General features: G+C 56.5%; 18 protein-coding genes, 2 tRNA genes, 3 rRNA genes and 1 other RNA gene. 21 read left to right on the top strand and 3 right to left on the bottom strand.

Annotation, left to right across the window (positions count from 1 at the left end; genetic code table 11):
- Positions 1-45: 45 nt before the first annotated feature.
- The 14 genes from K8I01_03225 to rrf all read left to right on the top strand — a co-directional run bounded on the left by K8I01_03225 (position 46) and on the right by rrf (position 14,099).
- Positions 46-1,554, top strand: a complete 1,509-nt coding sequence (locus K8I01_03225; GenBank protein ID MBZ0219429.1) for an alpha-hydroxy-acid oxidizing protein — start codon at positions 46-48, stop codon at positions 1,552-1,554.
- A 189-nt stretch (positions 1,555-1,743) separates the two neighbouring features.
- Positions 1,744-2,475, top strand: a complete 732-nt coding sequence (locus tag K8I01_03220; protein ID MBZ0219428.1) for a hypothetical protein — start codon at positions 1,744-1,746, stop codon at positions 2,473-2,475.
- A gap of 389 nt (positions 2,476-2,864) precedes the next feature.
- Positions 2,865-3,095: a hypothetical protein gene (locus tag K8I01_03215; protein ID MBZ0219427.1), complete on the top strand. Its 231-nt coding sequence runs from the start codon at positions 2,865-2,867 to the stop codon at positions 3,093-3,095.
- Between the two features lie 7 nt (positions 3,096-3,102).
- Positions 3,103-3,375, top strand: a complete 273-nt coding sequence (locus K8I01_03210; protein ID MBZ0219426.1) for a cell division protein ZapA — start codon at positions 3,103-3,105, stop codon at positions 3,373-3,375.
- 4 nt (positions 3,376-3,379) lie between these two features.
- A non-coding RNA gene (gene ssrS / locus K8I01_03205) (6S RNA) lies at positions 3,380-3,557 on the top strand.
- A gap of 226 nt (positions 3,558-3,783) precedes the next feature.
- Positions 3,784-4,425: a 5-formyltetrahydrofolate cyclo-ligase gene (locus K8I01_03200; protein ID MBZ0219425.1), complete on the top strand. Its 642-nt coding sequence runs from the start codon at positions 3,784-3,786 to the stop codon at positions 4,423-4,425.
- A gap of 50 nt (positions 4,426-4,475) precedes the next feature.
- Positions 4,476-6,044, top strand: coding sequence for a ribonuclease Y (rny, locus tag K8I01_03195; GenBank protein MBZ0219424.1), 1,569 nt, complete (start codon positions 4,476-4,478; stop codon positions 6,042-6,044).
- Positions 6,045-6,386: 342 nt separating this feature from the next.
- Positions 6,387-7,187: a TIGR00282 family metallophosphoesterase gene (locus K8I01_03190; protein MBZ0219423.1), complete on the top strand. Its 801-nt coding sequence runs from the start codon at positions 6,387-6,389 to the stop codon at positions 7,185-7,187.
- Between the two features lie 6 nt (positions 7,188-7,193).
- Entirely contained in the window at positions 7,194-8,390 is a 1,197-nt protein-coding gene (gene tyrS, locus K8I01_03185) for a tyrosine--tRNA ligase (GenBank protein MBZ0219422.1), read from the top strand.
- Between the two features lie 465 nt (positions 8,391-8,855).
- Positions 8,856-10,413, top strand: a 16S ribosomal RNA gene (locus K8I01_03180).
- Between the two features lie 186 nt (positions 10,414-10,599).
- Positions 10,600-10,676 (top strand) — tRNA-Ile (locus K8I01_03175).
- Between the two features lie 48 nt (positions 10,677-10,724).
- Positions 10,725-10,800 (top strand) — tRNA-Ala (locus tag K8I01_03170).
- 125 nt (positions 10,801-10,925) lie between these two features.
- Positions 10,926-13,900: ribosomal RNA gene (locus K8I01_03165) — 23S ribosomal RNA — on the top strand.
- An 82-nt stretch (positions 13,901-13,982) separates the two neighbouring features.
- Positions 13,983-14,099: ribosomal RNA gene (gene rrf, locus K8I01_03160) — 5S ribosomal RNA — on the top strand.
- The 16S, 23S and 5S rRNA genes sit together here with 2 tRNA genes alongside, the layout of an rRNA operon.
- Positions 14,100-14,171: 72 nt before the next feature.
- On the opposite strand, the gene K8I01_03155 is transcribed toward rrf, so the two are convergent.
- Positions 14,172-14,492, bottom strand: coding sequence for a hypothetical protein (locus K8I01_03155; GenBank protein MBZ0219421.1), 321 nt, complete (start codon positions 14,490-14,492; stop codon positions 14,172-14,174).
- Between the two features lie 60 nt (positions 14,493-14,552).
- Complete coding sequence (locus K8I01_03150) at positions 14,553-14,807, bottom strand: hypothetical protein (GenBank protein ID MBZ0219420.1); 255 nt, start codon at positions 14,805-14,807, stop codon at positions 14,553-14,555.
- 242 nt (positions 14,808-15,049) lie between these two features.
- On the opposite strand from K8I01_03150, the gene K8I01_03145 reads away from it, so the two are divergent.
- The 5 genes from K8I01_03145 to K8I01_03125 all read left to right on the top strand — a co-directional run bounded on the left by K8I01_03145 (position 15,050) and on the right by K8I01_03125 (position 22,410).
- Positions 15,050-16,750: a glycosyltransferase family 39 protein gene (locus K8I01_03145; GenBank protein ID MBZ0219419.1), complete on the top strand. Its 1,701-nt coding sequence runs from the start codon at positions 15,050-15,052 to the stop codon at positions 16,748-16,750.
- Positions 16,751-16,845: 95 nt separating this feature from the next.
- Positions 16,846-18,504, top strand: coding sequence for a glycosyltransferase family 39 protein (locus K8I01_03140; GenBank protein ID MBZ0219418.1), 1,659 nt, complete (start codon positions 16,846-16,848; stop codon positions 18,502-18,504).
- 78 nt (positions 18,505-18,582) lie between these two features.
- Positions 18,583-18,936 (top strand): pyrimidine dimer DNA glycosylase/endonuclease V, encoded by a 354-nt coding sequence (locus tag K8I01_03135; protein ID MBZ0219417.1) that lies wholly within the window; start codon positions 18,583-18,585, stop codon positions 18,934-18,936.
- 245 nt (positions 18,937-19,181) lie between these two features.
- The gene (locus K8I01_03130) at positions 19,182-20,120 is read left to right on the top strand and encodes a DmsE family decaheme c-type cytochrome (protein MBZ0219416.1); all 939 of its coding nucleotides are present in this window, start codon (positions 19,182-19,184) and stop codon (positions 20,118-20,120) included.
- A gap of 70 nt (positions 20,121-20,190) precedes the next feature.
- Positions 20,191-22,410 (top strand): MtrB/PioB family decaheme-associated outer membrane protein, encoded by a 2,220-nt coding sequence (locus K8I01_03125; GenBank protein MBZ0219415.1) that lies wholly within the window; start codon positions 20,191-20,193, stop codon positions 22,408-22,410.
- A gap of 56 nt (positions 22,411-22,466) precedes the next feature.
- Here K8I01_03125 and K8I01_03120 read toward each other — a convergent pair whose 3' ends face one another.
- Positions 22,467-23,105: a hypothetical protein gene (locus K8I01_03120; protein ID MBZ0219414.1), complete on the bottom strand. Its 639-nt coding sequence runs from the start codon at positions 23,103-23,105 to the stop codon at positions 22,467-22,469.
- A gap of 139 nt (positions 23,106-23,244) precedes the next feature.
- Here K8I01_03120 and K8I01_03115 point away from each other — a divergent pair, with 139 nt between their 5' ends.
- Together K8I01_03115 and K8I01_03110 are read left to right on the top strand one after the other, a co-directional pair.
- On the top strand, positions 23,245-24,105 hold the full coding sequence (locus tag K8I01_03115; GenBank protein ID MBZ0219413.1) for a TIGR02757 family protein: 861 nt from the start codon (positions 23,245-23,247) through the stop codon (positions 24,103-24,105).
- A gap of 188 nt (positions 24,106-24,293) precedes the next feature.
- Positions 24,294-25,268 carry a polyprenyl synthetase family protein gene (locus tag K8I01_03110; GenBank protein ID MBZ0219412.1) on the top strand — a complete coding sequence of 325 codons (975 nt, stop codon included), beginning with the start codon at positions 24,294-24,296 and terminating at the stop codon, positions 25,266-25,268.
- Position 25,269: the final 1 nt, after the last annotated feature.

Genomic DNA, 25,269 nt, shown 5'->3' with positions numbered 1-25,269 from the left:
CGCTTTCAGGTGCGGCCCATTGAGCAACGCAGGAGGAATACGGTAATGTTCAGAAGCCTTGCCCCGCCTGAGTATCTGGCGACGATAGACAGGGTAAAATGCATAAGGTGCAAGAGGTGCATCCAGAACTGCGGCTGGGGGGTATACTCCTGGGGCGGTGATAAGGTCCTCATAGACACCTTCAAATGCGTGAAGTGCCTCAGGTGCTATCACTACTGCCCCGAGGAGGCCATAGAGATAAAGGACAACCCCACGAAGTTCAAGCAGAACGCCTACTGGGGATACCACAATATCAGGAACATCAAGAAACAGGCGGAGACGGGCGGCATACCCCTTACGGGCATGGGGAGCGACCTCCCTTACACGATACTTTTCGATAACCTCCTCATCGACGCCTGCCAGGTCACCAACCCCTCCATCGACCCCCTTCGTGAGCCGATGGAGCTACGGACCTATCTCGGCAAGAAGCCGTCGAGCGTGAAGATAGAGAAGGGGAAGGACGGAAAGCTCAAGCTCGCGGAACCTGCTCCGCCCCAGATAAAGCTCGAGGTCCCGATAATCTTCTCCCCCATGTCCTACGGCTCCATAAGCCTCAATGCCCAGAAAGTGCTCGCGACCGCAGCCAGGGAGTGCGGCATAGTAATGAACACGGGCGAGGGCGGATTGCACGAGGACCTCGTGCCGTACAGGAAGAACATCATCGTGCAGGTCGCATCCGGCAGGTTCGGCGTGAACCCGGATTACCTGAACGCGGGCGTGGCCGTGGAGATAAAGATAGGCCAGGGCGCAAAACCCGGCATAGGCGGCCATCTCCCCGGAGAGAAGATCCCCCTCGAGGTAGCGAAGACCAGGATGATACCAGTGGGCACGGACGCGCTCTCTCCCGCGCCCCAGCACGACATCTACTCGATAGAGGACTTAAGGCAGCTCATATACGCCATAAAGGAAGCCACTAACTACAAGCCCGTCTCGGTCAAGATAGCAGCGGTTCATAACGTTGCGGCCATCGCCTCGGGCATCGTCCGGGCAGGCGCGGATATCGTGTACCTGGACGGCTTCAGGGGCGGCACGGGCGCAGCGCCTTCCATCATAAGGGACCACCTCGGCATACCCATAGAGCACGCGCTCGCGGCGGTCGACGACAGGCTCAGGCAGGAGGGCATAAGGAACGAGGCCTCCATCATAGCCGCCGGAGGCATAAGGTCGAGCGCTGATGTCGCCAAGGCCATCGCCCTCGGCGCGGACGCGGTCGGAATAGGGACGGCCGCACTCATCACGATGGGCTGCACCACATGCGGCAAGTGCTACACCGGGAACTGCTCCTGGGGCATAACCACCCAGAGGCCCGAGCTCACGGCCAGGCTCGACCCCGAGGTCTACGCCGAGAGGCTAATAAACCTCATACACGCGTGGACGCACGAGCTGAAGGAGATACTCGGCGCCCTCGGCATAAACTCCATAGAGAGCCTGAGGGGCAACCGCGAGAGGCTCCGCGGAGTTGGGCTCGACTCCTTTACTCTCGACATCCTGGGCGTAAAGCCGGCGGGCAGGTAGCCATTGATATTTAGCAGGTGGCTGAAAATCAAAATCGCATTCAGGCTGTTCAAAAAGCTCAAGATGCAAGGAGTCGAAAGTGAGGAATGAGGCGTACTTTTATGGTACGCCGCAGTGACGAACTTTGAAGACGACGCAGCAGATTGGCTTTTTCAGCAGCCTGTTAGAACCCGAAGGGAAGAACGGAAGATGGTTAAGATAGACGCAAAAGGGACATATTACCGCGACCTTAATAAAAAGGTCCGCGAAGCGGTCGAAAAGGGCGAGAAGGAGATAGTCCTGGAGAACGTGAACGGCCAGTACTACATAGGTGACGGGCTCAGGGCCAAGGTCTCGATAACCATAGAGGGCGTGCCGGGGAACGACCTCGCGGCCTTCATGGACGGCCCGACGATAAGAATAAGGTCCAACGCGCAGGACAACATAAGCAACACCATGAACAGCGGCAAGGTCATCATAGAAGGGCACGCCGGTGACGTCCTCGGTTACGGCATGAGGGGCGGGAAGCTCCACATAAGGGGAAATGTGGGCTACAGGGTCGGCATCCACATGAAGGGCGACAAGAAGCAGGGGCCCACCATAATCGTCGGCGGCACGGCCGGAGACTTTTTCGGAGAGTACATGGCAGGCGGGCTCCTCATACTCCTCGGCCTTGACAACGACGGGCCCATTGTAGGCGACTACCTCGGCACCGGCATGCACGGGGGGATGATCTTTGTCCGCGGCGAGGTTGACAAGGACATGTGCGGGGCAGAGGTCGGGGTCATGGAACCCGACGAGGACGACCTGAAGGTATTGAAGGACGCCCTTACGGACTATTGCGCGGATCTGGGTCTTAAGCTCGAGGAAGTGATGGCAAAGGGGTTTAAGAAGCTGGTCCCGGTTTCGGCGAGGCCCTACGGCAACCTATACGCCTATTAGTCAACCTCTAAAAATTGATCTTTTCCCCGGACTCTTTGTCAGGCCATGAATAAAAATGCTCACATATTATTATATATGCTCCGCTTTTTATTCCCGGCCTTCCTCGATGCGGGGAAAATCTCTAATTTTTAGAGGTCATTTTATCAAAGCCGCTATTCTTTTAGACACATTTTAAGAGAGTCCGGGCTCTTCTTCCCGGCAAAGAAGTTTAGCTGCTCAGCCATGAACACTGCCACTTAAACCCTCTATTCCGAGGGTTTTTTTGCGCCCTGCGGAGAGGAAAACCTGGCGTGCAGCGGTTTTTCCGAGACGGGCGGGAGCAAAACCTATTATCCTTGACTTGTCAGGTTGAAAAAAGTACCATATAAATGGACCGGAGGGTATTTTGAATGGCGATTGAACAATTTGAAAGGCTGGAAGAGGGGTTGCTCCGCCTTCTGGCCGCTCACGAGGCAGCTTCCGCTGAAAAAGAAGACCTTAAGGCCGAAATCAGTTCCAAAGACCTCGAAATAGCTGAATTAAAAAAGAACCTGAAGAGACTCGAAGGCGAGCGGGACCAGGTCCGGGAGAAGGTGGACGGGCTCCTCGCAAGGCTCGAAACCCTCATACAGGGAGCGTGAGGTTGCCTTGAAGAAGGTCGCTGAGCTCAGGATATTCGGCCACAAGCTCCTTGTCAAAAGCGAAGAAGGCGAAGAATATATCCGCGCTGTCGAGGATTACCTGAACACTAAGATAGAGGAGGTAAAGGAGAACACAAAAGCGGTATCTACCTTGGACCTGGCGCTTTTAGCCGCCCTGAACATAACGGGCGAGGTCATCAAGACAAAGGAGATGCTCGAAAGGCTGGGAAGGAAATCCGAAGAGCTTGCTCAAAAGATAAACGGAAGGCTGGTTAGTTAAGCCTTCCCCCCTGCCGGGTTAGTGATCGGTCGGTATATTTAGAACCAACACTCTAAATGAGGGAGCCTTCACTGGCTCGCGGACGGCACGTCCCCTGCGGGAAAGCCGGAAACATGCCACAGGGCGCCCACCTGTCTCTGACAGGTTCAAATTACAGTCGACACGGCCCGTGCGGGGGGGATTAAAAGGCAAACCGACTTAAGCAGTAAAGTCGTTACAGATACATCGTTTTGAAGGCCCTAAAGGGCCGCAATGACAAAACATGCTCAAATTTGAAGCACGTAAAGCAGTGAGGAAATAGAACGCCCTTAGGATACGAAGCCCCGCGCCAGCCGGGCGCGTATCAGTCTATTCTTTCCGTTCAAGCAAAGCCCTTCCAGTTTTCCAACCCGTCCTTTCACAAGGTCAATGGCGAGGTCTGCCGAAAAAGCGCTCCTTAGAGGCGAGCTTCTCGAAGAGAGAAGAAGGCTCCCGTTCGAAGAGGTCCGGAAACTGAGCTCTATGGCGGAGAAGCGGTTCCTATCCACGGGCTTTTACCGGGAATCGCGCCGAATCGCCCTCTATTCGAGCTTCGGTAACGAGGTCCTGACCGACGAGATCTTCGCCGCGGCCATGAGGGACGGCAAGGAGGTCTTCTATCCAAGGATAGTCCGACCGGGGGGCGTGGAATGCGGCTTCGAGAATACACGCCTGTTAAGGTTCTTCAGGGTATGGAGCCTCGACGAGCTTTCCGCCGGGTCGTATGAGCTACGCGAGCCTCATGCCGGTAACCAGGCATCCGACGCGAGCGGCCTGGACCTCATAGTCGTCCCGGGGGTAGCGTTCGACGAGCAGGGCGGAAGGCTCGGTTTCGGCAAAGGCTACTATGACGCGGCGCTCGCATCGGCCGGTTGCCCGAAAATCGCCTTGGCTTACGAGTTCCAGGTAGTAAAAGTGAATATCCCCCTCGAGCCCCACGACGTGCCGGTCTCGGCGATAGTGACCGAGAAGCGGATTATCGTGACGAAGGCTTCCGGGGGGGCGCAAAAGGGCGGAGCGCGGCGCGTTTAAGCGGCGGCCCCGTACCCTATTAAATACACGGCAGAAGGGGGAAGTCCTGTATGGAAATATCGACCATCGTCATCGTTGCGGTTATAGCTGTCTTTGCGATTATCATAGGGGTCGGGATCGGTTTCGCCTTAAAAAGGAAGATGGAGAACGCGAGCCTCGATGCCGGCAGGAAGACCGCTGAGGCTATCGTGGCCGACGCCAAGAAGGAGGCCGAGAACGTAAGAAAGTCGGCCGAGCTCGAGGCCAAGGACATATTATTCGAGGGCAAGGCCGAATTTGAAAAAGAGACGAGGGAGAGGAGAAAGGAGCTCCAGTCCCTTGAAAAAAGAGTACAGCAGAAAGAGGAGAACCTCGACAAGAAATTCGAGGCAATAGACCGGAGGGAGGCCGAGTTCCAGAAGAGGGAAAAGACCCTTGCCGCCCAGGAAAAAAAGATCAAGGACATGGAGGCCGAGATAGAGGGCCTCATCGCCGAGCAGAAGACCAGGCTCGAGGCCCTGGCGGGCATCTCCGCCGAGGAGGCCAAGAGGATGCTCGTCGAGCAGATGGAGAACGAGGCCAAGCACGAGGCCGGAAAACTCATAAAGAGGATAGAGGAAGAGACCAAGGCCGAGGCCGACAAGAAGGCCAAGGACATAATCGCGCTCGCCATCCAGAGGTACTCCGGCGAGTACGTGGCCGAAAGGACCGTCTCGGTCGTGAACCTGCCGAACGACGAGATGAAGGGCCGCATCATAGGCAGGGAGGGCCGTAACATCCGCGCCATCGAGGCCGCGACCGGCATAGACGTCATAATAGACGACACGCCCGAGGCCGTCATACTCTCCGGCCACAACCCCGTGAGGAGGGAAATCGCGAAGCAGTCGCTTGAGCGCCTCATCACCGACGGCCGTATACACCCTTCGAGGATCGAGGAGATAGTCTCGAAGGTCGAATCAGAGGTCAACCAGGCCATAATGGAGGCCGGGGAGAGGGCGATATTCGATACCGGCCTCCACGGTATCCACAAGGAAATACAGAAGCTCATAGGAAGGCTCAAGTTCAGGACGAGCTACGCGCAGAACGTCTACTCGCACTCCATGGAAGTGGCCTTCATCTGCGGGGTAATGGCTTCCGAGCTCGGGCTCCCGGCAAAGACCGCGAGGAGGGTCGGGCTCCTCCATGACATCGGCAAGGCCGTTGACCACGAGGTCGAGGGACCGCACGCCGCAATCGGCGCCGAGCTTGCCAAGAAATACGGCGAGTCAGGGAAGATAGTCGCCGCCATAGGCCAGCACCATGACGACACGCCCGAGAACATATTCGGCATACTGGTTCAGGCCGCCGATACGCTCTCGGCCGCGAGGCCCGGCGCAAGAAGGGAGATGCTCGAGAGCTACATAAAGCGCCTCGACGACCTTGAAAAGATAGCGAAAGGCTTCGGCGGAGTGGAGAAGGCGTATGCCCTTCAGGCCGGAAGAGAAGTCAGGGTCATAGTCGAGACCCAGGCGGTTAACGACGACGGCGCAGTCGTCCTCTCAAAGGACATAGCAAAGAAGATAGAAAAAGAGCTCACCTACCCCGGACAGATAAAAGTGACCGTCATACGGGAATCCAGGGCAGTAGAGTTCGCGAAGTAAAAACAGGCTGCTGAAAATCCTGGGGGAACCTTTCTGTAGAAAGTTTTAACTGGGATTGCGAACCAATGTGCCTTTTTAATCGATTTGGCTTGAATAACCACTTAGGCGTGCAATCTCAGTTGCCCCCTTCAAAGACTTTTAGTTCTTTCCCAGAGAGCCCCCTTACAAGGGGGCTCTCTGGGAATTAAAAATTTTGGAGAGAGTGTCAGGTCCGATGGATGCGAATGTGCTGCATGAGGCTATAAGCCCCTTGAGCCCTTTAAGCATCCAGCGGCTCTAAGAAACCTTTTTATAAAAAGGTCCTCTCAAGACTTTCAAGCGGGTTGCGTCAAGGGCCGGGGAATGGAAGAGGTAAAGGTATTATTCATCGGGGATATCGTGGGGCGGCCCGGAAGGCTTGCGGTAAGGGAGCTTTTGCCGAAGCTCGTTGGGAGGCATTCGCCCGACCTTGTCGTGGCGAACGGGGAGAACTCGGCTGGCGGCTTCGGCATAACGCCCGAGATAGCGGAGGAGCTTAAAAAGCTCCAGATAAACGTCATCACCACCGGGAACCACATCTGGGACAAGAAGGAGATATACGACTACATACGCTCGGAGCCGAGGCTTATACGCCCCGCCAACTACCCTGCCGGCGCGCCGGGGAACGGGTGGGGCGTTTACGAAACACCCTCCGGCTTAAAGGTGGGCGTTGTAAACCTCATGGGCAGGGTCTTCATGGAGTGCCTTGAGTGCCCGTTCAGGGCAGGAATGGATATAGTAAAGAGGCTCAAGGCCGAGACGCCGATAGTCATTATCGACATGCACGCCGAGACGACCTCGGAGAAGACGGCCCTGGCATGGCACCTTGACGGGCTCGCAAGCGCGGTTATCGGCACGCACACGCACGTGCAGACGTCCGATGAAAGGGTGCTCTCCGGCGGTACGGCGTTCATAACCGACGCGGGCATGACCGGCCCGACGGATTCAGTCATAGGGATGAAGAAGGAGACGGTACTCGAAAGGTTCCTACGGCAGATGCCTGTAAAGTTTGACGTGGCTACTAAGGGAATAGAGCTTCAGGGCGTGGCCGTCACCATAGGCGCCTCCGACGGGAGGGCAAGGTCGATAGAGCGTATAAAAGAGCCGCTTGAAAGGGAAGGCTGAAGAGGGATGGAACCCAGAAAGCAGATCGAGGTAATTAAAAGGGGTGTGGCCGGGATAATCTCCGAGGAGGAGCTCTTTAAGAAGCTCGAAGGCTCGGCGAAAACCGGAAAGCCCTTGAGGGTCAAGGCCGGGTTCGACCCCACCGCGCCTGACCTCCATCTGGGGCACACGGTCCTCATACGGAAATTGAAGGACTTCCAGGACCTCGGACACCAGGTGCTTCTCCTCATAGGCGACTTCACCGGCATGATAGGCGACCCGACCGGCAAGAACGAGACGAGGAAGCCCCTTACCGCCGAGGAGGTCAGGAAAAACGCCAGCACCTATACCTCGCAGGCCTTCAAGATACTCGACGAGAAAAAGACCGAGGTGGTCTTCAATAGCGAATGGATGGGCCGCCTGGGTTCCGTTGACATGATTAACCTGGCATCGAGGTATACGGTTGCCCGGATGCTCGAAAGGGACGACTTCCAGAAGAGGTACTCGGAAGGGAGGCCCATAGCCATACATGAGTTCATCTATCCTCTTATCCAGGGCTACGACTCCGTGGTCTTGAAGGCGGATATCGAGCTCGGCGGCACTGACCAGCTCTTCAACCTGCTTGTCGGGAGGGAGCTTCAGAGGGAGATGGGACAGGAGCCGCAGGTGGTCATAACCACCCCGCTCCTCGAGGGCACGGACGGCGTACAGAAGATGAGCAAGTCGCTCGGGAACTATATCGGCATAACCGAGCCGCCCGGAGAGATCTTCGGCAAGGTAATGAGCATCTCGGATGAGCTGATGATGAAGTACTATGAGCTCCTTTCGAGCGCCCCGGCAGAGAGAACCGGGGAGATACGGGCCGGGAAGGTGCATCCCAGGGACGCCAAGGAGTCCCTTGCGAAAGAGCTTACGGCAAGGTACTGGGGAGAGGCCGAGGCAGATAAGGCCGCAGCCGATTTCAGGGCTCTTTTTTCAAGAAAGGAGACTCCTGAAGATATAGAGGCCGTGGAGATAGTGAATTACCCGAACAGGGGCATTCTTACGGCCATGAAGTGCGCGGGCCTTGCGGAGACCACATCCGAGGCCCGTAGGCTTGTGGAGCAGGGCGGTGTAAGGGTGGACGGCAGCAAGGTCACGGACTGGAAGATGGAGCTTCCGGCGGGCAAAGAGGTGCTCATACAGGTGGGCAAGAGGTTCTTCAGGAAGGTCTCGTTCGCATAGGATGCGGTTTTGTCCTGCCCTGATTTTGCTTGCTGGAAGGGGCTGGACAGCCCGGTTTGCCGCATAAAACAGGGCTATTTCAAGCCGCCCGTTGACTCAAAAAAAAGTATCAATATGTTGGTTTTTTGTGTTGACAGGGTTCTGGGTATGGGTTATATATATAGACCCTGCTGATGAAGAGGGGGGCTTCTAAAGAAGCTGCCCCGTCCGGGACAGGCAGCTTGGCCCGGTGAAAAAAAATGCAAGGATGCCGAAAAAGAGCTTGACAGGGCATATCTGAAAATGTAAAATGGTTAGATTCGCTGCGGTTCCAAGACTTGATTAATTCCTTGCATGGAACACTGCAAAATGATATTTTAAAAATATAGCATTAAGACTTTTTTAAGCCTTCTGCTCTTTGAAAACTAAATAGCAAGCACAGTCAAAAACCCTAAATCACCCCCTTTAAATTCCAGAATCAGAACTTAATTGGAGAGTTTGATCCTGGCTCAGAGCGAACGCTAGCGGCGCGCTTAACACATGCAAGTCGCACGAGAAAGAGGGGCAACCCTTGAGTAAAGTGGCGCACGGGTGAGTAACACGTGGGTAATCTACCCCCGAGACTGGAATAACCCGCCGAAAGGTGGGCTAATACCGGATAAGACCACGGGACACAAGTTCTGCGGTCAAAGGCGGGTCGGCAACGGCCTGTTACTTGGGGATGAGCCCGCGTCCCATCAGCTAGTTGGTAAGGTAACGGCTTACCAAGGCTAAGACGGGTAGCTGGTCTTAGAGGACGATCAGCCACACTGGCACTGAAACACGGGCCAGACTCCTACGGGAGGCAGCAGTGGGGAATCTTGCGCAATGGGCGAAAGCCTGACGCAGCGACGCCGCGTGAGGGAAGAAGGTCTTCGGATCGTAAACCTCTGTCGGAGGGGAAGAAACCTCCGGGCGCTAATACCGCCCGGAATTGACGGTACCCTCTGAGGAAGCATCGGCTAACTACGTGCCAGCAGCCGCGGTAATACGTAGGATGCAAGCGTTGCTCGGAATTATTGGGTGTAAAGGGCGCGTAGGCGGCTTGGCCAGTCACGGGTGAAAGCCCCCGGCTTAACCGGGGAATTGCCTGTGATACTACCAAGCTTGAGTACGGGAGAGGGAAGTGGAATTCCTGGTGTAGCGGTGAAATGCGTAGATATCAGGAGGAACACCGGCGGCGAAGGCGGCTTCCTGGACCGATACTGACGCTGAGGCGCGAAAGCGTGGGTAGCAAACAGGATTAGATACCCTGGTAGTCCACGCCCTAAACGATGGGCACTAGGTGTGAGGACCTTTTATGGTCTTCGTGCCGAAGCTAACGCATTAAGTGCCCCACCTGGGGAGTACGGCCGCAAGGTTGAAACTCAAAGGAATTGACGGGGGCCCGCACAAGCGGTGGAGCATGTGGTTTAATTCGACGCAACGCGAAGAACCTTACCTGGGCTTGACATCCGGAGAATCTCCTGGAAACAGGGGAGTGCCCGCAAGGGAGCTCCGAGACAGGTGCTGCATGGCTGTCGTCAGCTCGTGCCGTGAGGTGTTGGGTTAAGTCCCGCAACGAGCGCAACCCTTACACTTAGTTGCCATCGGGTCATGCCGGGCACTCTAAGTGAACTGCCGGCGTTAAGCCGGAGGAAGGTGGGGATGACGTCAAGTCATCATGGCCTTTATGCCCAGGGCTACACACGTGCTACAATGGCTGGTACAGAGGGCTGCAAAGCCGCGAGGTGGAGCTAATCCCTATAAAGCCAGCCCCAGTTGGGATTGCAGTCTGCAACTCGACTGCATGAACTTGGAATCGCTAGTAATCGCGGATCAGAACGCCGCGGTGAATACGTTCCCGGGCCTTGTACACACCGCCCGTCACACCACGAAAGTCGGTTATACCAGAAGTCGGTAAGCTAACCCGCAAGGGAGGCAGCCGCCTAAGGTATGGCTGGTGATTGGGGTGAAGTCGTAACAAGGTAGCCGTAGGGGAACCTGCGGCTGGATCACCTCCTTTCTATGGAGAACCGGTCCGTGCCCTCGCTTCGGCGGGGCACGGGCTATAATCCACACGAAAGACCTTTGAAGGGGTTCGGGTCAGACTGTCGCTTGCTATTTAGTTTGCAAAGAGCAGAGCGTTCTTTCGCAAGAAGGGCCAGGGCCTTTAAGGCCCGGGAATCGAATCCGGCCCCGCACGCAATAAGGGCCTGTAGCTCAGCCGGTTAGAGCACACGCTTGATAAGCGTGGGGTCGAAAGTTCGAATCTTTCCAGGCCCACCATAAACCGTGATCGTAACCGCCGCCTCACTCTGAGGACGGGCCGGTTCCGGGGGTATAGCTCAGCTGGGAGAGCGTCTGGTTTGCAACCAGAAGGTCAGCGGTTCGATCCCGCTTACCTCCACCAAATTACGGGCATCTATACAGGCTTTTAAGGATTCAAAACATAGTTTCACGCTCTTTGACAATCGAATAGGGTAATAAATCTTCAAGACGCTGAAGAATCAATAACCAAGCGCACAAGTATCTCTTGGTCAAGCTACTAAGGGCATACGGTGGATGCCTTGGCGTCAGAAGGCGATGAAGGACGTGGTAAGCTGCGATAAGCCCCGGGGAGCCGCAAACAGGCTTTGATCCGGGGATCTCCGAATGGGGCAACCTGGCCGGATAAACTCCGGTCATCCCAGGCTGAATACATAGGCCTGGGAAGCGAACGGGGGGAAGTGAAACATCTCAGTACCCCCAGGAAGAGAAATCAAACGAGATTCCCTGAGTAGTGGCGAGCGAAACGGGAATAGCCTAAACCGGGTGGACGCAAGTTCATCCGGGGTTGCGGGACCCCGTCGTGGGACCCCGATGGATAGTGGAAAGGCCTGGAAAGGCCTGCCATAGCGGGTGATAGCCCCGTACACGAAATCCTGAAGGGCCCTAGGGGTATCCCAAGTACCACGGGACACGAGAAATCCTGTGGGAATCCGGGAGGACCATCTTCCAAGGCTAAATACTCACTGACGACCGATAGTGCACCAGTACCGTGAGGGAAAGGCGAAAAGAACCCCGAGAGGGGAGTGAAATAGAACCTGAAACCGTATGCTTACAAACAGTTCGAGGGCTATGCCCGCAAGGGAATGCCTGAGAGCGTGCCTTTTGCATAATGACTCAGCGAGTTACTGTACGTGGCAAGGTTAAGCCGTTAGGCGGAGCCGTAGCGAAAGCGAGTCTGAATAGGGCGAATAGTCGCGTATAGTAGACCCGAAGCGTGTTGATCTACCCATGGCCAGGGTGAAGGGTCGGTAACACGGCCTGGAGGCCCGAACTGGTGATTGTTGCAAAAATCTCGGATGAGCTGTGGGTAGGAGTGAAAGGCTAATCAAAACACGTGATAGCTGGTTCTTCCCGAAATATATTTAGGTATAGCCTCGCAAATTAAGCGCCGGGGGTAGAGCACTGGATGGGCTAGGGCCCCTCACGGGGTACCAAACCTAACCAAACTCCGAATACCGGCGACTTCTATTGCGGGAGTCAGTCAGCGGGGGATAAGCTCCGTTGTCGAGAGGGAAACAACCCAGACCGCCAGCTAAGGTCCCTAAAGCAAGCTAAGTGGGAAAGGATGTGGAACTACTTAGACACCCAGGAGGTTGGCTTAGAAGCAGCCATCCTTTAAAGAAAGCGTAATAGCTCACTGGTCTAGTGGTTCTGCGCCGAAAATGTACCGGGGCTCAAGCTTGCTACCGAAGCTGCGGGTTGGCAGAGCAATCTGCCAGCGGTAGGGAAGCTTTCCAGTAACCTGTGAAGGCAGATCGTGAGGACTGCTGGAGGACCTGGAAGTGCTTATGCTGAGATAAGTAGCGTAAATGTGGGTGTAAAACCCGCACGCCGAAAGCCTAAGGTTTCCTGGGGAAGGTTAATCCGCCCAGGGTTAGTCGGGGCCTAAGCCGAGGCCGAAAGGCGTAGGTGATGGGAAACAGGTTAATATTCCTGTACCACCTGACAAGCGTTTGAGCGAAGGGGTGACGGAGCAGGGTAGGTCATCCGGGTGACGGATGTCCCGGTTCAAGCCCGTAGGCGGGGAGGATAGGCAAATCCGTCCTCCCGTTAACGCCGAGAAGTGATGAGGAGGAAAGCCGCAAGGCGGACCGAACTGGCTGATCCCATACTCCCAAGAAAAACCTCGTAGTGAGCTTGTCGGGTGCTCGTACTGCAAACCGACTCTGGTAGGCGAGTAGAGAATACTAAGGCGCTTGAGAGAACCCTGGTTAAGGAACTCGGCAATCTAGCCCCGTAACTTCGGGAGAAGGGGTGCCTTTGCCGGTTGCCCGGACTTGCTCCGGGAGGCTGACAGAGGTCGCAGTGAAATGGGGGTTGCGACTGTTTAACAAAAACACAGGACTCTGCTAACTCGTAAGAGGATGTATAGGGTCTGACTCCTGCCCGGTGCCGGAAGGTTAAGGGGACGGGTTATTCACCTTCGGGTGGAGAAGCTCGGAACCGAAGCCCCGGTAAACGGCGGCCGTAACTATAACGGTCCTAAGGTAGCGAAATTCCTTGTCGGGTAAGTTCCGACCTGCACGAATGGAGTAACGATCATCCCCGCTGTCTCGACCAGGGACTCAGCGAAATTGAACTGCCAGTGAAGATGCTGGCTACCCGCATCAAGACGGAAAGACCCCGTGCACCTTTACTATACCCTGGTATTGGACATTGGGATAGTCTGTGTAGGATAGGTGGGAGGCTTTGAACCGGAGGCGCTAGCTTTCGGGGAGCCGTCGTTGAAATACCACCCTGATTATTCTGATGTTCTAACCTCGGCCCGTCATCCGGGCCAGGGACAGTGCCAGGCGGGTAGTTTGACTGGGGCGGTCGCCTCCCAAATCGTAACGGAGGCGCGCGAAGGTTCCCTCAGGCTGATTGGAAACCAGCCGTCGAGTGTAAAGGCATAAGGGAGCTTAACTGCAAGACCTACAAGTCAAGCAGATGCGAAAGCAGGTCTTAGTGATCCGGTGGTCCCGCGTGGAAGGGCCATCGCTCAACGGATAAAAGGTACGCCGGGGATAACAGGCTGATCGGGCCCAAGAGTTCACATCGACGGCCCGGTTTGGCACCTCGATGTCGGCTCATCGCATCCTGGGGCTGGAGCAGGTCCCAAGGGTTCGGCTGTTCGCCGATCAATAGCGGTACGTGAGCTGGGTTCAGAACGTCGTGAGACAGTTCGGTCCCTATCTGATGTGGGCGCAGGAGATTTGAGGGAAGCTGTCCTTAGTACGAGAGGACCGGGATGGCGGGACCTCCAGTATTCCAGTTGTCCTGCCAAGGGCAACGCTGGTTAGCTGTGTCCCGAAGGGATAACCGCTGAAAGCATCTAAGTGGGAAGCCCCTCCCAAGATAAGATCTCCCGGGCCGTAAGGCTCCTAAAGGTCACTTGGAGACTACGAGTTTGATAGGCCGGGTGTGTAAGCCCTGTAAGGGGTTAAGCTAACCGGTACTAATCGACCGTGAGGCTTGACCAATTATACTTGTGATGCTTGGTTATTGATTCCCGGCGTTTTGAAGAAAGTTACCCTGTTCGATTGGAAAGCTAGAATTACGCTTTCCCGTGGCCATACCGAGGAGGTCACACCCGTTCCCATCCCGAACACGGCAGTTAAGCTCCTCAGGGCCGATGGTACTGCATGGGCAACTATGTGGGAGAGTAGGACGCCGCGGGATTTAAATCAAAACCCGCCAGAGAAATCTGGCGGGTTTTTTTATGCACGGAAAAGCTGAAAGCCGATCTTTTGCTTACGCCGCAACGCCCAATTTCCTTCCGAGGTCCTCGAATTCGTCCTTCACGTCCGCAAGCCTTGGAAGACCCAGCGTCTCAAGCTCGCTATTCACCTTCCTCGCCGCGCCCGAGTGCAGGTCGCGCTTGAAGTTCACGACGACCTCCTCAGCGCTCCCGTATTTATGAAAGCGCTCCTTCTCCTTCCTGGTCGCGTTCTGGACGTCCTTCAAGGCCATCTTTTTCGAATCAGGGAAGTCGCTTTCGCGCGCCCTCAATATGGGGTCAAACGCCCTCCTGTCCAGGAAGTTGAGGAGCTCCTTTTTTTTGTCCTTAGCCATTGAATTCATGGAAAGGGGCGGCCTTGCCCGTGTTCCTGATTTCAGGCCGCCCCATCCTGGTTAATGGAAAGACCTTATCTTGTCAGGGGAGAACTTGTCCACCTCGACTACCTTTGCCCTGTCCCTCGCGAAATCAGGGATCATCTGCTTGACCTCTGATTCGTTCTTCGCGTCTACTATGGCGTAGGCAGTGTGGTCGCCCTTGCTGCATCCCCAGTAGAAGTTATCGAGGGTCTTCTCGCCCTTCGCCAGTATTCCGTCCATCTCCCTTGCGCATTCTTCCTTCGTGTGTGGTGATTCTACAAGATATTTCATGGCCAACCTCCTTATAAGGACATATTTAATTGTTTGTGCGGAATCGCCAAAAGTCAACTTGCGCGGCCGCTGTTCCGATGCGCACGTGCTCGGAGGAGTATCCGGGGCAGGCTGCCTGGTTTTCTCCGTTCCGGCCGCAAGGTTTTGAATTGAAACGGATACTTCTGCTGTGTTAGAGTTCCTGTGAAGGATAAAACTTTTGGAAAATCGATGATGACCGGGTTTTTTAGGGTATCTTGTAGATGAAGTCAGGGCCCAAGGCAAGCCATATATTGGTCTTATCTCTTGCGGCCGTCCTGCCGCTCCTCCCCTTCATTGACAAGGCCTTCCATGTAGACGATACGCTCTTTGTCTGGACCGCGAGGCAGATACTCGAACGCCCCTGGGACTTCTACGGCTTTACCGGGAACTGGTTCAGCTATGAAAATGCTGCGCATACATTCATAAAGAACCCTCCGCTTACGAGCTATTACATAGCTTTCATAGCCCTCTTTACGGGCTTCTCCGAGAAAGCGCTCCATATAGCTTTCCTGGTCCCCGCGCTTTTTGCCGCGCTCGGCGCCTACGCGATGGCGCTCCGTTTCACGAAAATGCCACTGGCGGCGGCGCTTGCGGCGGTTGCGACCCCAGCCTTTCTCGTCTCCTCGACAAATGTCATGTGCGACGTGATGCTGCTTGCCTTCTGGAACTGGGCCATGTTCTTCTGGATACGGGGGCTCGATAAGGACAGGGGCCTTGACCTCGCAATAGGCGGCGTGCTTATTGTCCTTGCCGCGCTCACGAAATACTTCGGGGTGAGCCTCATACCTCTCCTTGCTGCCTATTCCGTATTCCGGGGGAAGAAGGGCTTCAAGGCGCTCGCGTATTTCCTGATACCGGTTGCCGCGCTCGCGGGGTATCAGTTCTACACGCAATACATGTACGGGAGGGGGCTACTTTTCGACGCCGCGGACTATGCCACCGGCATAAAGGTCTTTAGCGCCATGCCGCAGCATGAAAGGGTCTTTACAGGCGTGGTTTTCGTCGGCGGCTCCATAATAACGGCCCTTTTCCTCATCCCCTCGCTATTCGGCCTCAGGGCGGTCGCGGCTGGTGTTGCGCTTGCCGCAGCCGGTGCAGCGTATGCGTACCTTAAGGGCTCATTCGAGGAAGAGGATGTCGTCCTCTTCAAGCCCGGCTTCGGCTGGGGCTTCATAGCGCAGTTGGCGGTCTACTGGGCTGCCGGGGCCGGGGTGCTCTTCCTTGCCGTATCCGATTTTATGAAAAGGAAGGACGCAGGTTCTGTACTTCTCCTTTTATGGGTGGCCGGGACCTTTGTCTTCGCCGTCTTCGTCAATTGGTCCATAAACGCCAGGTCTATACTGCCGATGGTCCCCGCGGTATCCATGCTTTTAATGAGGGCGGCCGAGGGCAAGGGCGCGCTGAGGGCCTATTTCCCCATTATCCCGGCGTTCGCGGTCTCTTTTTTCGTTACCCAGGCCGATTATAATTTCGCGAACAGCGCAAGGACAGCCGCCCGGATAATCTCGGAAGGATATTCCGGTGGAGGAAAGCTCTGGTTCCAGGGACACTGGGGCTTTCAGTATTACATGGAGAGCGCTGGCGCTCTCCCGATAGACGCAAAGGGGAGCGAAATAAAAAAAGGGAGCATGGTGGCCATCCCGTATAACAACTACGGCCTCAAGCGCTTCCCGGACCGGCTCGATAAGACGGGCATGGTCGACAGCTTCCCGGCCCAGTACGTTGAGACCATGCCCCAGGGCGGCGGCGCAGGGTTCTACGCGCACCAGTGGGGCCCCATGCCGTTCATGCTCTTCCCGCCCAAGGGGGAGACCTATGTCGTATTCCGGATGAACGAGGACTGGGTCCTGCCGAGGGACCTCCTGGCCGAGGACGTGCCGCGAATGGCCGGGTTCCCGGTGAGGCCGCGCGGCACCCCCTGAGCATGATTCGCGTTTGCAGAGCGCAGGGAGTCCTTCGCCAAGTTTTTGAATCGGAACAACATACCAGAATTTAATCGGCACGGTTCCGGAGGCATATGAAGACAGGCATTCCAAAAAGCCATCTGATAATAATATCTCTTGCGGCCGTCCTGCCGCTACTCCCATTCATTGACAAGGCTTTCCATATAGACGACACGCTCTTTGTCTGGACCGCGCGGCAGATACTCGAGAGTCCCTGGGATTTCTACGGCTTTAACGGCAATTGGTGGAGCTACGAGAGCGCGGCGCATGATTTCATAAAGAACCCGCCGCTTACGAGCTATTACATGGCGCTCATAGCCCTTTTCACGGGCTTTTCCGAGAGGGCGCTCCATATCGCTTTCCTTGTCCCGGCGCTCTTTGCCGCGCTCGGCGCCTATGCGCTGGCTCTCCGTTTTACGAAGATGCCTTTGGCGGCCGCGCTTGCGGCTGTAGCCACCCCCGCCTTTCTCGTTTCCTCGACCAGCCTAATGTGCGACGTGATGCTCCTTGCCTTCTGGAACTGGGCCATGGTCTTCTGGATACGGGGGCTCGACAGGGATAGGGGCTTGGACCTTGCAATCGGAGGGGTCCTTATAGCGCTCGCCGCGCTCACGAAATACTTCGGAGTGAGCCTGATACCTCTCCTTCTGGTCTATTCCTTATTCCACGGGAAAAGGGGCATCAAGGCGCTCGCATACCTCGTTATCCCGGTCGCGGCGCTTGTCGGATATCAGCTCTATACGCAGCACATGTACGGGAGGGGGCTCCTGCTCGATGCCGCAGGCTACGCAACAGGCGTTACGGGCGGGAGCAGGGGGATTACCGCAGAGAAGGCCTTTATTGGGGTCGTCTTTGCGGGCGGCTCCGTAATAATGGCCTTATTCCTCCTCCCTTCAGTCCTGGGCCTCAGGGCCGCTCTGATTGGAGCCGCGCTCGCCGCAGCCGGGGCCGCGTATGTCTACGGAAAAGGCACCATGGGAGGCATTGTCCTCTTCGAGCCGGGTTTCGGCTGGGGCTACATTGCGCAAATGGCGGCCTGCTGGGCTGCCGGGGCCGGCATACTCCTGCTTGCGGCCACTGACTTCGTAAAGAGAAGGGACGCGGCCTCGGTCCTCCTCCTTCTCTGGGTGGCAGGCACCTTCGTTTTTGCGACATTCGTCAATTGGACCATAAACGCAAGGTCGATACTGCCGATGGTCCCTGCCGCCGCAATCCTCGTAATGAGGGCGGCCGAGGGGAAAAGTTTATTGAGGGTGTATCTTCCGCTTATCCCGGCGCTAGCCGTCTCCTTTTTCGTAGCGTGGGCCGATTACGGTTTTGCCGATAACGCCAGGGCCGCTGCCAGGGCCATCTCGGAGAAATACTCGGGCATGGGAACGAAGATCTGGTTCCAAGGGCACTGGGGCTTCCAGTATTACATGGAAAAAAAAGGAGCTATTCCGATAAACAACAGAAGCAGCATGATTGCAACCGGCAGCCTTGTGGCAATCCCTCTTAATAACACCGGTATCACGACGATAGTTCCTGATAGCTTGGATATATCATACCTCGATGGCTACGATTTCCCCATCCCGTATGTGGCCACGATGCCTTTTGACGGGGGCGCTGGTTTTTATTCAAGTGTCTGGGGTCCGGTGCCATTCATGCTTTTCCCTCCGAAAGGGGATAGCTTCAAGATTTTTTACCTAAACGAGGACTGGTCCGTACCAGAAAGCTTTTTATCGTCTCATTGAATTCGAAAACCATCCGAGGGTAGGCATTTCCTTTGAAGGCGGTGTTCCGGCTTTCCGTCAGGTGTTTCGGTTAGGACCATGAGGATATGGGACATAGACCCGGAGCTTCTATGCGACCGGCATCTTTTAGGCGAGCACAACGAGGCGCACGCGCTCTGGAGCATCATAATAAACGGGCTCAAGGGCTTCTCCAGCCATCCTGAGACCGCCCGGTGGAGAGGCAAGCTAAGGGCCCTCTATCTCAGGCACGAGGCGGACGCAAGGGAAATGGAGCGGAGGGGCTTCAGGCACCAAAGCCCGCTCGATGAGACCCTCGCTACCGGCAAGGCGGTCCAGGACGAGCTCAAGGACCCGATAGAGGTGCAGGAAAGGCTCCTTTCGGAACGGGATCCCGACTGCGCCGAAAGGATACGGAGAAGGAAGGAGCGCTGAGGCCCGGGGCGCTTCCCTCCGGTTTGACAAATCTGCCGGTATCTGATATGTCATAGTCAATCTGCTCGTTCAGAGCCGGGACCGTTCAGTTCCCCACCACGACCATTCCGCGGAAACATCCCGTCCAATTCCAGATCAAGGCACCCCGACAGGGCTCTCTCGCTATTTGCATCGGCGTAGTCTGCAGCGCATGGGGCCTGGCGCCTTCATGCTGTTAAGCCATACGCAGAAGAAAAGGGGGAGAGATGATAAGAGGTTTCCTGTTCCTGCCTCTCGGCCTGGCGGTATTCCTTTTCCTGGCCCAGGCTGCCTTGGCCGCCTCCGGGCCGGACTGGGGGCTGCTAAATCCAGCGCAGAAGGACGCGGCATTCGTAGGCGACAGGTCCGTTTGCGCCAACTGCCATCCGCAATACGTGGAAAGCTACTCGGAGACCAGGCACGGCAGGGTCTTCCCGCACAGGGGCGGCAATGACTGCGAGTCCTGCCACGGCCCCGCGGGCAAGCATGTAGAAGTGCCTTCAAGGGAGCACATCTTCTCGTTCAAGGACCGCTCCATAAGGCCTGAGAAGAAGAACGGGGTATGCCTGAGCTGCCATGAGAAAGGCATAAGGATGCACTGGAAGGGGAGCTCGCACGACAACGCGAACCTTACCTGCAACTCGTGCCATTACGTTATGGAGAAAAGGAGCCCCAAGAGCCTTTTCGTGAACGAGGACTCGAAAAAGGCCTGTTTCCAGTGCCACAAGGAAAGGAGGGCCCAGCTCCAGAGGTCTTCTCACATGCCTTTGCGTGAGGGCCTCATGGACTGCGCGGCCTGCCATAACCCGCACGGCGGCCCTGGACCGAGCCTGCTTAAGACCGCATCGGTAAACGAGACATGCTACCAGTGCCATGCAGAGAAGCGCGGCCCGCTCCTCTGGGAGCACCCGCCCGTAAGGGAGAACTGCGCGAACTGCCACGACCCGCACGGCTCCAACCACGAAGCGCTCCTTAAGACGAGGGCGCCGTTCCTCTGCCAGTCCTGCCACTCGGTCCAGTTCCATCCGAGTAACATCTATGATGGCAGCAAGATAGTCGGAGGAAGCGGAAGTGTTGCCCAGCAGCTCGTCGGGAAGGCCTGCCTGAACTGCCATACCCAGGTGCACGGCTCCAATCACCCTTCGGGGCCGAGGTTCCAGAGATAGCCCGTAATCCCCATCATGACCTCCATCTGCGCAAATCGGATTCAACATGCCTTACAAGCAAGGAGGAGATATGAAGAGGAAAATTGGGATGCTGGCCCTGGGGCTTGCGGCACTCGGGTATCCTGCGCTCTCTTTTGCAGAGGACGGCCTCGGCGGAAGCGTGACCTTAGGCGGGGGCTTTATCGACGCAAAGGCCGAATCGTTCAAGCTCGGCGAATATACCGGGTTATCAAAAGACAAGGCGTTTCTCCTTGCCGGGGCTGACTTGAGCTACGGAGACGGGGCGTATTACCTCGATTTCCGGGCTTATGACCTCGGATTAGAGAACAGGCGGGCGTATGCCGAGGCAGGGAGGCTCGGGTCATACAGGCTCTTCGTAGAGTACGCGGAGACCCCGAAGCTAATATCTAACAACAGCGTAACCGTGCTGGAGGGCGCCGGCTCGACAAACCTTACCCTTCCCGGCGCGTTCACTCGGGGCACCAACACGAGCCTCGCCCAGATGCCCGACCTCGCGGACCACAGGAGAAGCGTAAGGCTAAGGCTCGAGAGGAAGTCAGGGAAGGCTGGATTCTACAGGGCTTCCGGCGATACCGAGATGGAGCTTTCGGTCGAGCGGGAGCGGAAGGAAGGAATAAAATACATAGGCGGCACATCCGGGTACTCCGGCGGGCAGACCCGCTCCGTGGGCCTGCCCGAGCCGGTGGACTATACGACTGACGTCCTACGGCTCAAGGCCGCCCACACGAAAGAGGCCTTCCAGGCCGAGTTCCAGTACGCGCTTTCGGATTTCTCGAACGGCAGGAAATCCATAACCTTCGCAAACCCGTTTAACGTCGACGCGGGCGGCGCGGTGCTTTACGACTACTGCGACGAGTGCAGGATCTCGCTCCCGCCGGATAACCGCCACCACAGACTGAGCCTCTCCGGCGGCTTAAGCCTCCCGTACCATTCGCGCCTCTCCGCGACATTCGAGTACGGGATAATGAAGCAGGATGACGACCTGCTGCCTTATTCCCATAATTCCGGTAGTACCGTTACGGCAGCCGTCCCGAGGGGCAGGGCCGACGCGGAGATAGACGTTACGCACCTTGCGCTCAACCTCTCGTCAAGGCCTCTTTCCGGTCTCGGCCTCAAGGCCGGGTACAGGCTCTACAAGACCGAGAACAAGCTCTCCCGCACGCTTTTCCGCTACGTAAAGAACGACACGGCCCAGCCGCAGGCCGCGCTGACCGAGGCGCACGCGCTCTATAGCCTTCCCTACGACTACTCCCAGAACCAGGTGAAGCTCGACGGCTCCTATGCGGTCTTCCCGGCGACTACGGTGAGACTCGGTTATACCCGAGACATAATCGACCGGGACCTGAGGGAGGTGGAGAGGACCTCCGAGAACTCGTATAGGGCGGCGGTCACGTCGACATACATGCCGAACGTGTCCGTGGGGCTTGATTACCTGCAGGCGGAAAGAAGGGGTACCGACTATGACGAGTCGCTCCTTTACGACCAGTACCACACGCAGGAATACATGGACGACGTGGTCGCAACCCTCGGGGCGGCGGCGCAGTTCGACAACCACCCGCTCATGAGAAAGTTCGACGTTGCGAACAGGGACAGGCTCCGCTACGGCGCGAACGCGACGCTTACGCCGACATATAATTCATCCCTCTCTCTTTTCGTGAACTACGGAAAAGACGATTACAGGGACTCGGCCCTGGGCCTTCAGCAGAGCAAAACCAGCTCAGTGAGCCTCGACGGCGCGATAACGCCTGTCAAGAACGCGTCGATATACGCCTTTTACACCTGGGAGGACCTGAAATCCAGGCAGGAGGGTTGGGCCTATAACGGAGGGGCTTCGAAGCTCACCCATACAGCCGACGCGGACAGGAAATGGACGGCCTTCCATGACGACGATATCGAGACCTGGGGTCTGGGCGCGAAGCTGACCGCTCTAGAAAAGAAGGCAGACTTTGACGTCGACTATTCTTTTTCGAGGAGCAGCGGGAGCATCCGCCACACGGCAGGAAGCGACATATCTTCGGCGGTCATCCCGACCGCTCTCCCGGAGCTTAGGACGAGGCTTAAGACCCTGAGCGTGACGGGCAAGTACAGGCTCCGCGCGAACCTGAGCGTGGGAGCCGGGTACAGGTATGAGGACTATAAGTCCGACGACTGGGCAGTGGACAACTACGAGCCGTCATCGACCGCCGTATCGAACGTGCTTACGCTCGTGGGCCCTGTGGCAGACTACGAGGCCCATACAGGGATGGTCTTCCTTACCTATTCGCTGTAGTGGAGCGTTCAATGCAAGCCCCGTTCGCGCCCCAGGGCGCGAACGGGGCTTATGCGTCACTCCTCGACCGTGACCTTCCCGATCATGCCCTTATGTATATAGCATATGTAATAATATTCGCCAGGCTCCTTAAAGACGAAATCCCAGCTCCCGCCCGGCTTTATGCCGGGCGCGGAGATGCCTCCCTTTCCTATGAGCGGCATGGACGAGAAGACGTGGTCTATGCCGTCGTTATTGACCCACCTGACCGTCGCGCCTTTTTTGATGATTATGTTGTCCGGCCTGAAGATGTCCTTTGAGTCCGTGCCGGCCATGGGTATGTGAACGACATGGACGCCTTTTTCGGGGGTAGAGCGTACCGGCTCAGAAAGCCTTGAATCAAAGGATTTTTTCTTGACCTCCAGGAGAAGCGTGGTATCTCCGGTAGCCTCCTTGTAAGCCATCGCCATCTCATCCGCCAGATAGAAGAGGCCTTCTTTTTCTTCCGGGGCGGCCTTTTCAGCCGAATCCAGTACGGACCTGACCTCCGCCGGGATGGAGTCCCTGTTCGCGTCCACGAGGGAGGCCAAAGCGGCCTTGTCCCTGGTCTTAAGCGCTTCCGAGAACTTGTCCGCTATCTCCCCCGAATGGACTGCGGGTGAGATGAGTACGGCCAGGGCCGCGAGAGCGGCCATTGCAGGAACGGCTCTTCCCATAATGTGACCTCCTTTTCGAATATGCGCCGGGTGCTGTCAAATTCCTGTATGGCTGGCGCTGGAATAATTGTATAATTATAGCGGCAATAAGCCAGCTCGCTATGCCGGTCCGAAAAAAGGCCAGGATACGGAAAAACGGATGGACGTTAAAAAGCTCAAAAAGCATCTGGACCGCCTCTACCGCACTTTTGACCGCTCCTTTCTTGCCACAGACCCCCTTGAGTTCGTGCACAGGTATGACCGGCCGGAGGACCGGGAGATAGTCGGGCTCGTGGCGTCATCCCTCGCCTACGGCAGGGTCGAGACGATAAAAAAGAGCGTATCAAGGGTGCTGGAGGCGGCAGGGCCATTCCCATACAGGTTTACGAGGAGGTTCGAGCCCGAGAAGGGTCTTACGCTCTTTAGCGGCTTCGTCCACAGGTTCAACAGGGGCGAGGACATCGCCTGCCTTTTCTGGTTCGCAAGGCAGATGATAGAGGAGGCGAGCTCCATAGGAGGCTTTTTCATGAAGGGATATGAGCCGTCCAGGAAGAACATAAAGGAGGCGCTCTCGTCCTTCTCGGAACGCGCGCTGGCCCTTGATTCGTCTGCCATATACGGAAAGAAGAGGCTCTCGCAAAAGGCGGGCGTAAGGTTCTTTTTTCCGAATCCTGTCGACAATAGCCCATGCAAGAGGCTCAACCTCTATCTCAGGTGGATGGTAAGGAAGGGCGACGGGCTGGATTTCGGACAGTGGACAGGCGTAGAGCCGTGCAGGCTCGTCATGCCGCTCGATACCCATGTCGCGAGAATATCGAGGAACCTGGGCCTCTCCGGAAGGACCCACCCGGACTGGAGGATGGCCGAGGAGGTCACGGACGCCCTTAAGGAGCTCGACCCAGCCGACCCGGTAAAATACGACTTCGCGCTCTGCAGGCTCGGCATACTTGAGAGGTGCCCGCGAAAGGCCGACCCCGCCAAGTGCTCCGAGTGCCTAATAAGCCCAATATGCGTCCTTTAAGCACCGAATACCTTGATTTTCCCTTGTAAAATAACTTTGACAGAAACCTGTACTTGGGGTAACATCATCGGATAATATCCCTTATTGTTCCCGAACGGGCCCAATGCGGCCCGAGCGGACAGGTATCGGAGCTTATTTTGGCACAGACGACTGGACTCAAGGAAGAGAACCACATCGGCCCGAACCGCATGCATATCCAGGAGGTCTTCGACCTCATAAAGGCCGACATAGCTGAAATGGAGCGGGGCTTCAAGGCCAGCCTGAACTCGAACGTCTTCCTCGTAAGCAAGGTAGGGGAATATATCCTTAAGAGCGGCGGGAAAAGGTTCAGGCCCATGGTGATGCTTCTTGCCTCGAGGCTTTGCGGCTACAGCGGCGAAAAGCATATACCTCTGGCGGGCGTTATAGAGTTCATCCACACGGCTACACTCCTTCACGACGACGTGGTTGACAACGCGAACCTCCGGAGGGGGAGCGCCTCCGCCAACACGGTCTGGGGAGACGGGGCGAGCATTCTTGTCGGGGACTACCTCTTCTCCAAGGCTTTTTTCCTTACGGTCAAGTACGGCGACATGAGGGTGCTGCAGGTCCTATCGGACACGACCACGCGCATGGCCGAAGGCGAGGTCTTGCAGCTCCTCAAGCACAGCGACGCGGATACGACGGAAAAGGAATACCTCGACGTCGTGACGAACAAGACCGCGGTCCTCATATCGGCTGCCGCCCGCATAGCCGGGATACTCGCCGGGTCCGGGCAGGAAAAAGAGGCGGCCCTCGCCAGTTACGGCATGGGCCTCGGCATAGCCTACCAGCTCATGGACGACTGTCTCGACTATGTCTCGACTGACGAGAGCCTCGGCAAATCCGTGGGGAACGATTTGAAGGAAGGCAAGGTAACGATGCCTCTTATCCGCGCCGCCCTCCTCGCCTCGGAGGACGAGAGGGCGGTCATAAGGGATGCCGTCGAAGGCGACGACCTTGACCAGGCCAGGCTTAAAAAAGTTATTTCGATAATAAATAAGCACAAGGGCATCGAGTACACCGTCGACCGCGCCAGGGCCTATGTGGAAGAGGCCAAGAGGGAGCTAGACATATTCGAGCCGGGCCTTGAGAAGGCAGCCCTCCTGGCAGTGGCCGATTTCGTTCTCGACCGGACGCACTGAG

It is taken from the genome of Deltaproteobacteria bacterium, assembly GCA_019912665.1.
Lineage (GTDB): Bacteria > Desulfobacterota > GWC2-55-46 > GWC2-55-46 > GWC2-55-46 > UBA5799.
Note: the sequence above shows the minus strand (reverse complement) of the source record. Positions and strands in the feature narration are given on the sequence as shown.

Bases quoted from the DNA above. Each gene is read 5' to 3' on its own strand.
- K8I01_03225 (MBZ0219429.1), top strand. From the start codon at position 46: ATGTTCAGAAGCCTTGCCCCGCCTGAGTATCTGGCGACGATAGACAGG.
- K8I01_03220 (MBZ0219428.1), top strand. From the start codon at position 1,744: ATGGTTAAGATAGACGCAAAAGGGACATATTACCGCGACCTTAATAAA.
- K8I01_03215 (MBZ0219427.1), top strand. From the start codon at position 2,865: ATGGCGATTGAACAATTTGAAAGGCTGGAAGAGGGGTTGCTCCGCCTT.
- K8I01_03200 (MBZ0219425.1), top strand. From the start codon at position 3,784: ATGGCGAGGTCTGCCGAAAAAGCGCTCCTTAGAGGCGAGCTTCTCGAA.
- rny (MBZ0219424.1), top strand. From the start codon at position 4,476: ATGGAAATATCGACCATCGTCATCGTTGCGGTTATAGCTGTCTTTGCG.
- K8I01_03190 (MBZ0219423.1), top strand. From the start codon at position 6,387: ATGGAAGAGGTAAAGGTATTATTCATCGGGGATATCGTGGGGCGGCCC.
- tyrS (MBZ0219422.1), top strand. From the start codon at position 7,194: ATGGAACCCAGAAAGCAGATCGAGGTAATTAAAAGGGGTGTGGCCGGG.
- K8I01_03155 (MBZ0219421.1), bottom strand. From the start codon at position 14,492: ATGGCTAAGGACAAAAAAAAGGAGCTCCTCAACTTCCTGGACAGGAGG.
- K8I01_03150 (MBZ0219420.1), bottom strand. From the start codon at position 14,807: ATGAAATATCTTGTAGAATCACCACACACGAAGGAAGAATGCGCAAGG.
- K8I01_03145 (MBZ0219419.1), top strand. From the start codon at position 15,050: ATGAAGTCAGGGCCCAAGGCAAGCCATATATTGGTCTTATCTCTTGCG.
- K8I01_03140 (MBZ0219418.1), top strand. From the start codon at position 16,846: ATGAAGACAGGCATTCCAAAAAGCCATCTGATAATAATATCTCTTGCG.
- K8I01_03135 (MBZ0219417.1), top strand. From the start codon at position 18,583: ATGAGGATATGGGACATAGACCCGGAGCTTCTATGCGACCGGCATCTT.
- K8I01_03130 (MBZ0219416.1), top strand. From the start codon at position 19,182: ATGATAAGAGGTTTCCTGTTCCTGCCTCTCGGCCTGGCGGTATTCCTT.
- K8I01_03125 (MBZ0219415.1), top strand. From the start codon at position 20,191: ATGAAGAGGAAAATTGGGATGCTGGCCCTGGGGCTTGCGGCACTCGGG.
- K8I01_03120 (MBZ0219414.1), bottom strand. From the start codon at position 23,105: ATGGGAAGAGCCGTTCCTGCAATGGCCGCTCTCGCGGCCCTGGCCGTA.
- K8I01_03115 (MBZ0219413.1), top strand. From the start codon at position 23,245: ATGGACGTTAAAAAGCTCAAAAAGCATCTGGACCGCCTCTACCGCACT.
- K8I01_03110 (MBZ0219412.1), top strand. From the start codon at position 24,294: ATGCATATCCAGGAGGTCTTCGACCTCATAAAGGCCGACATAGCTGAA.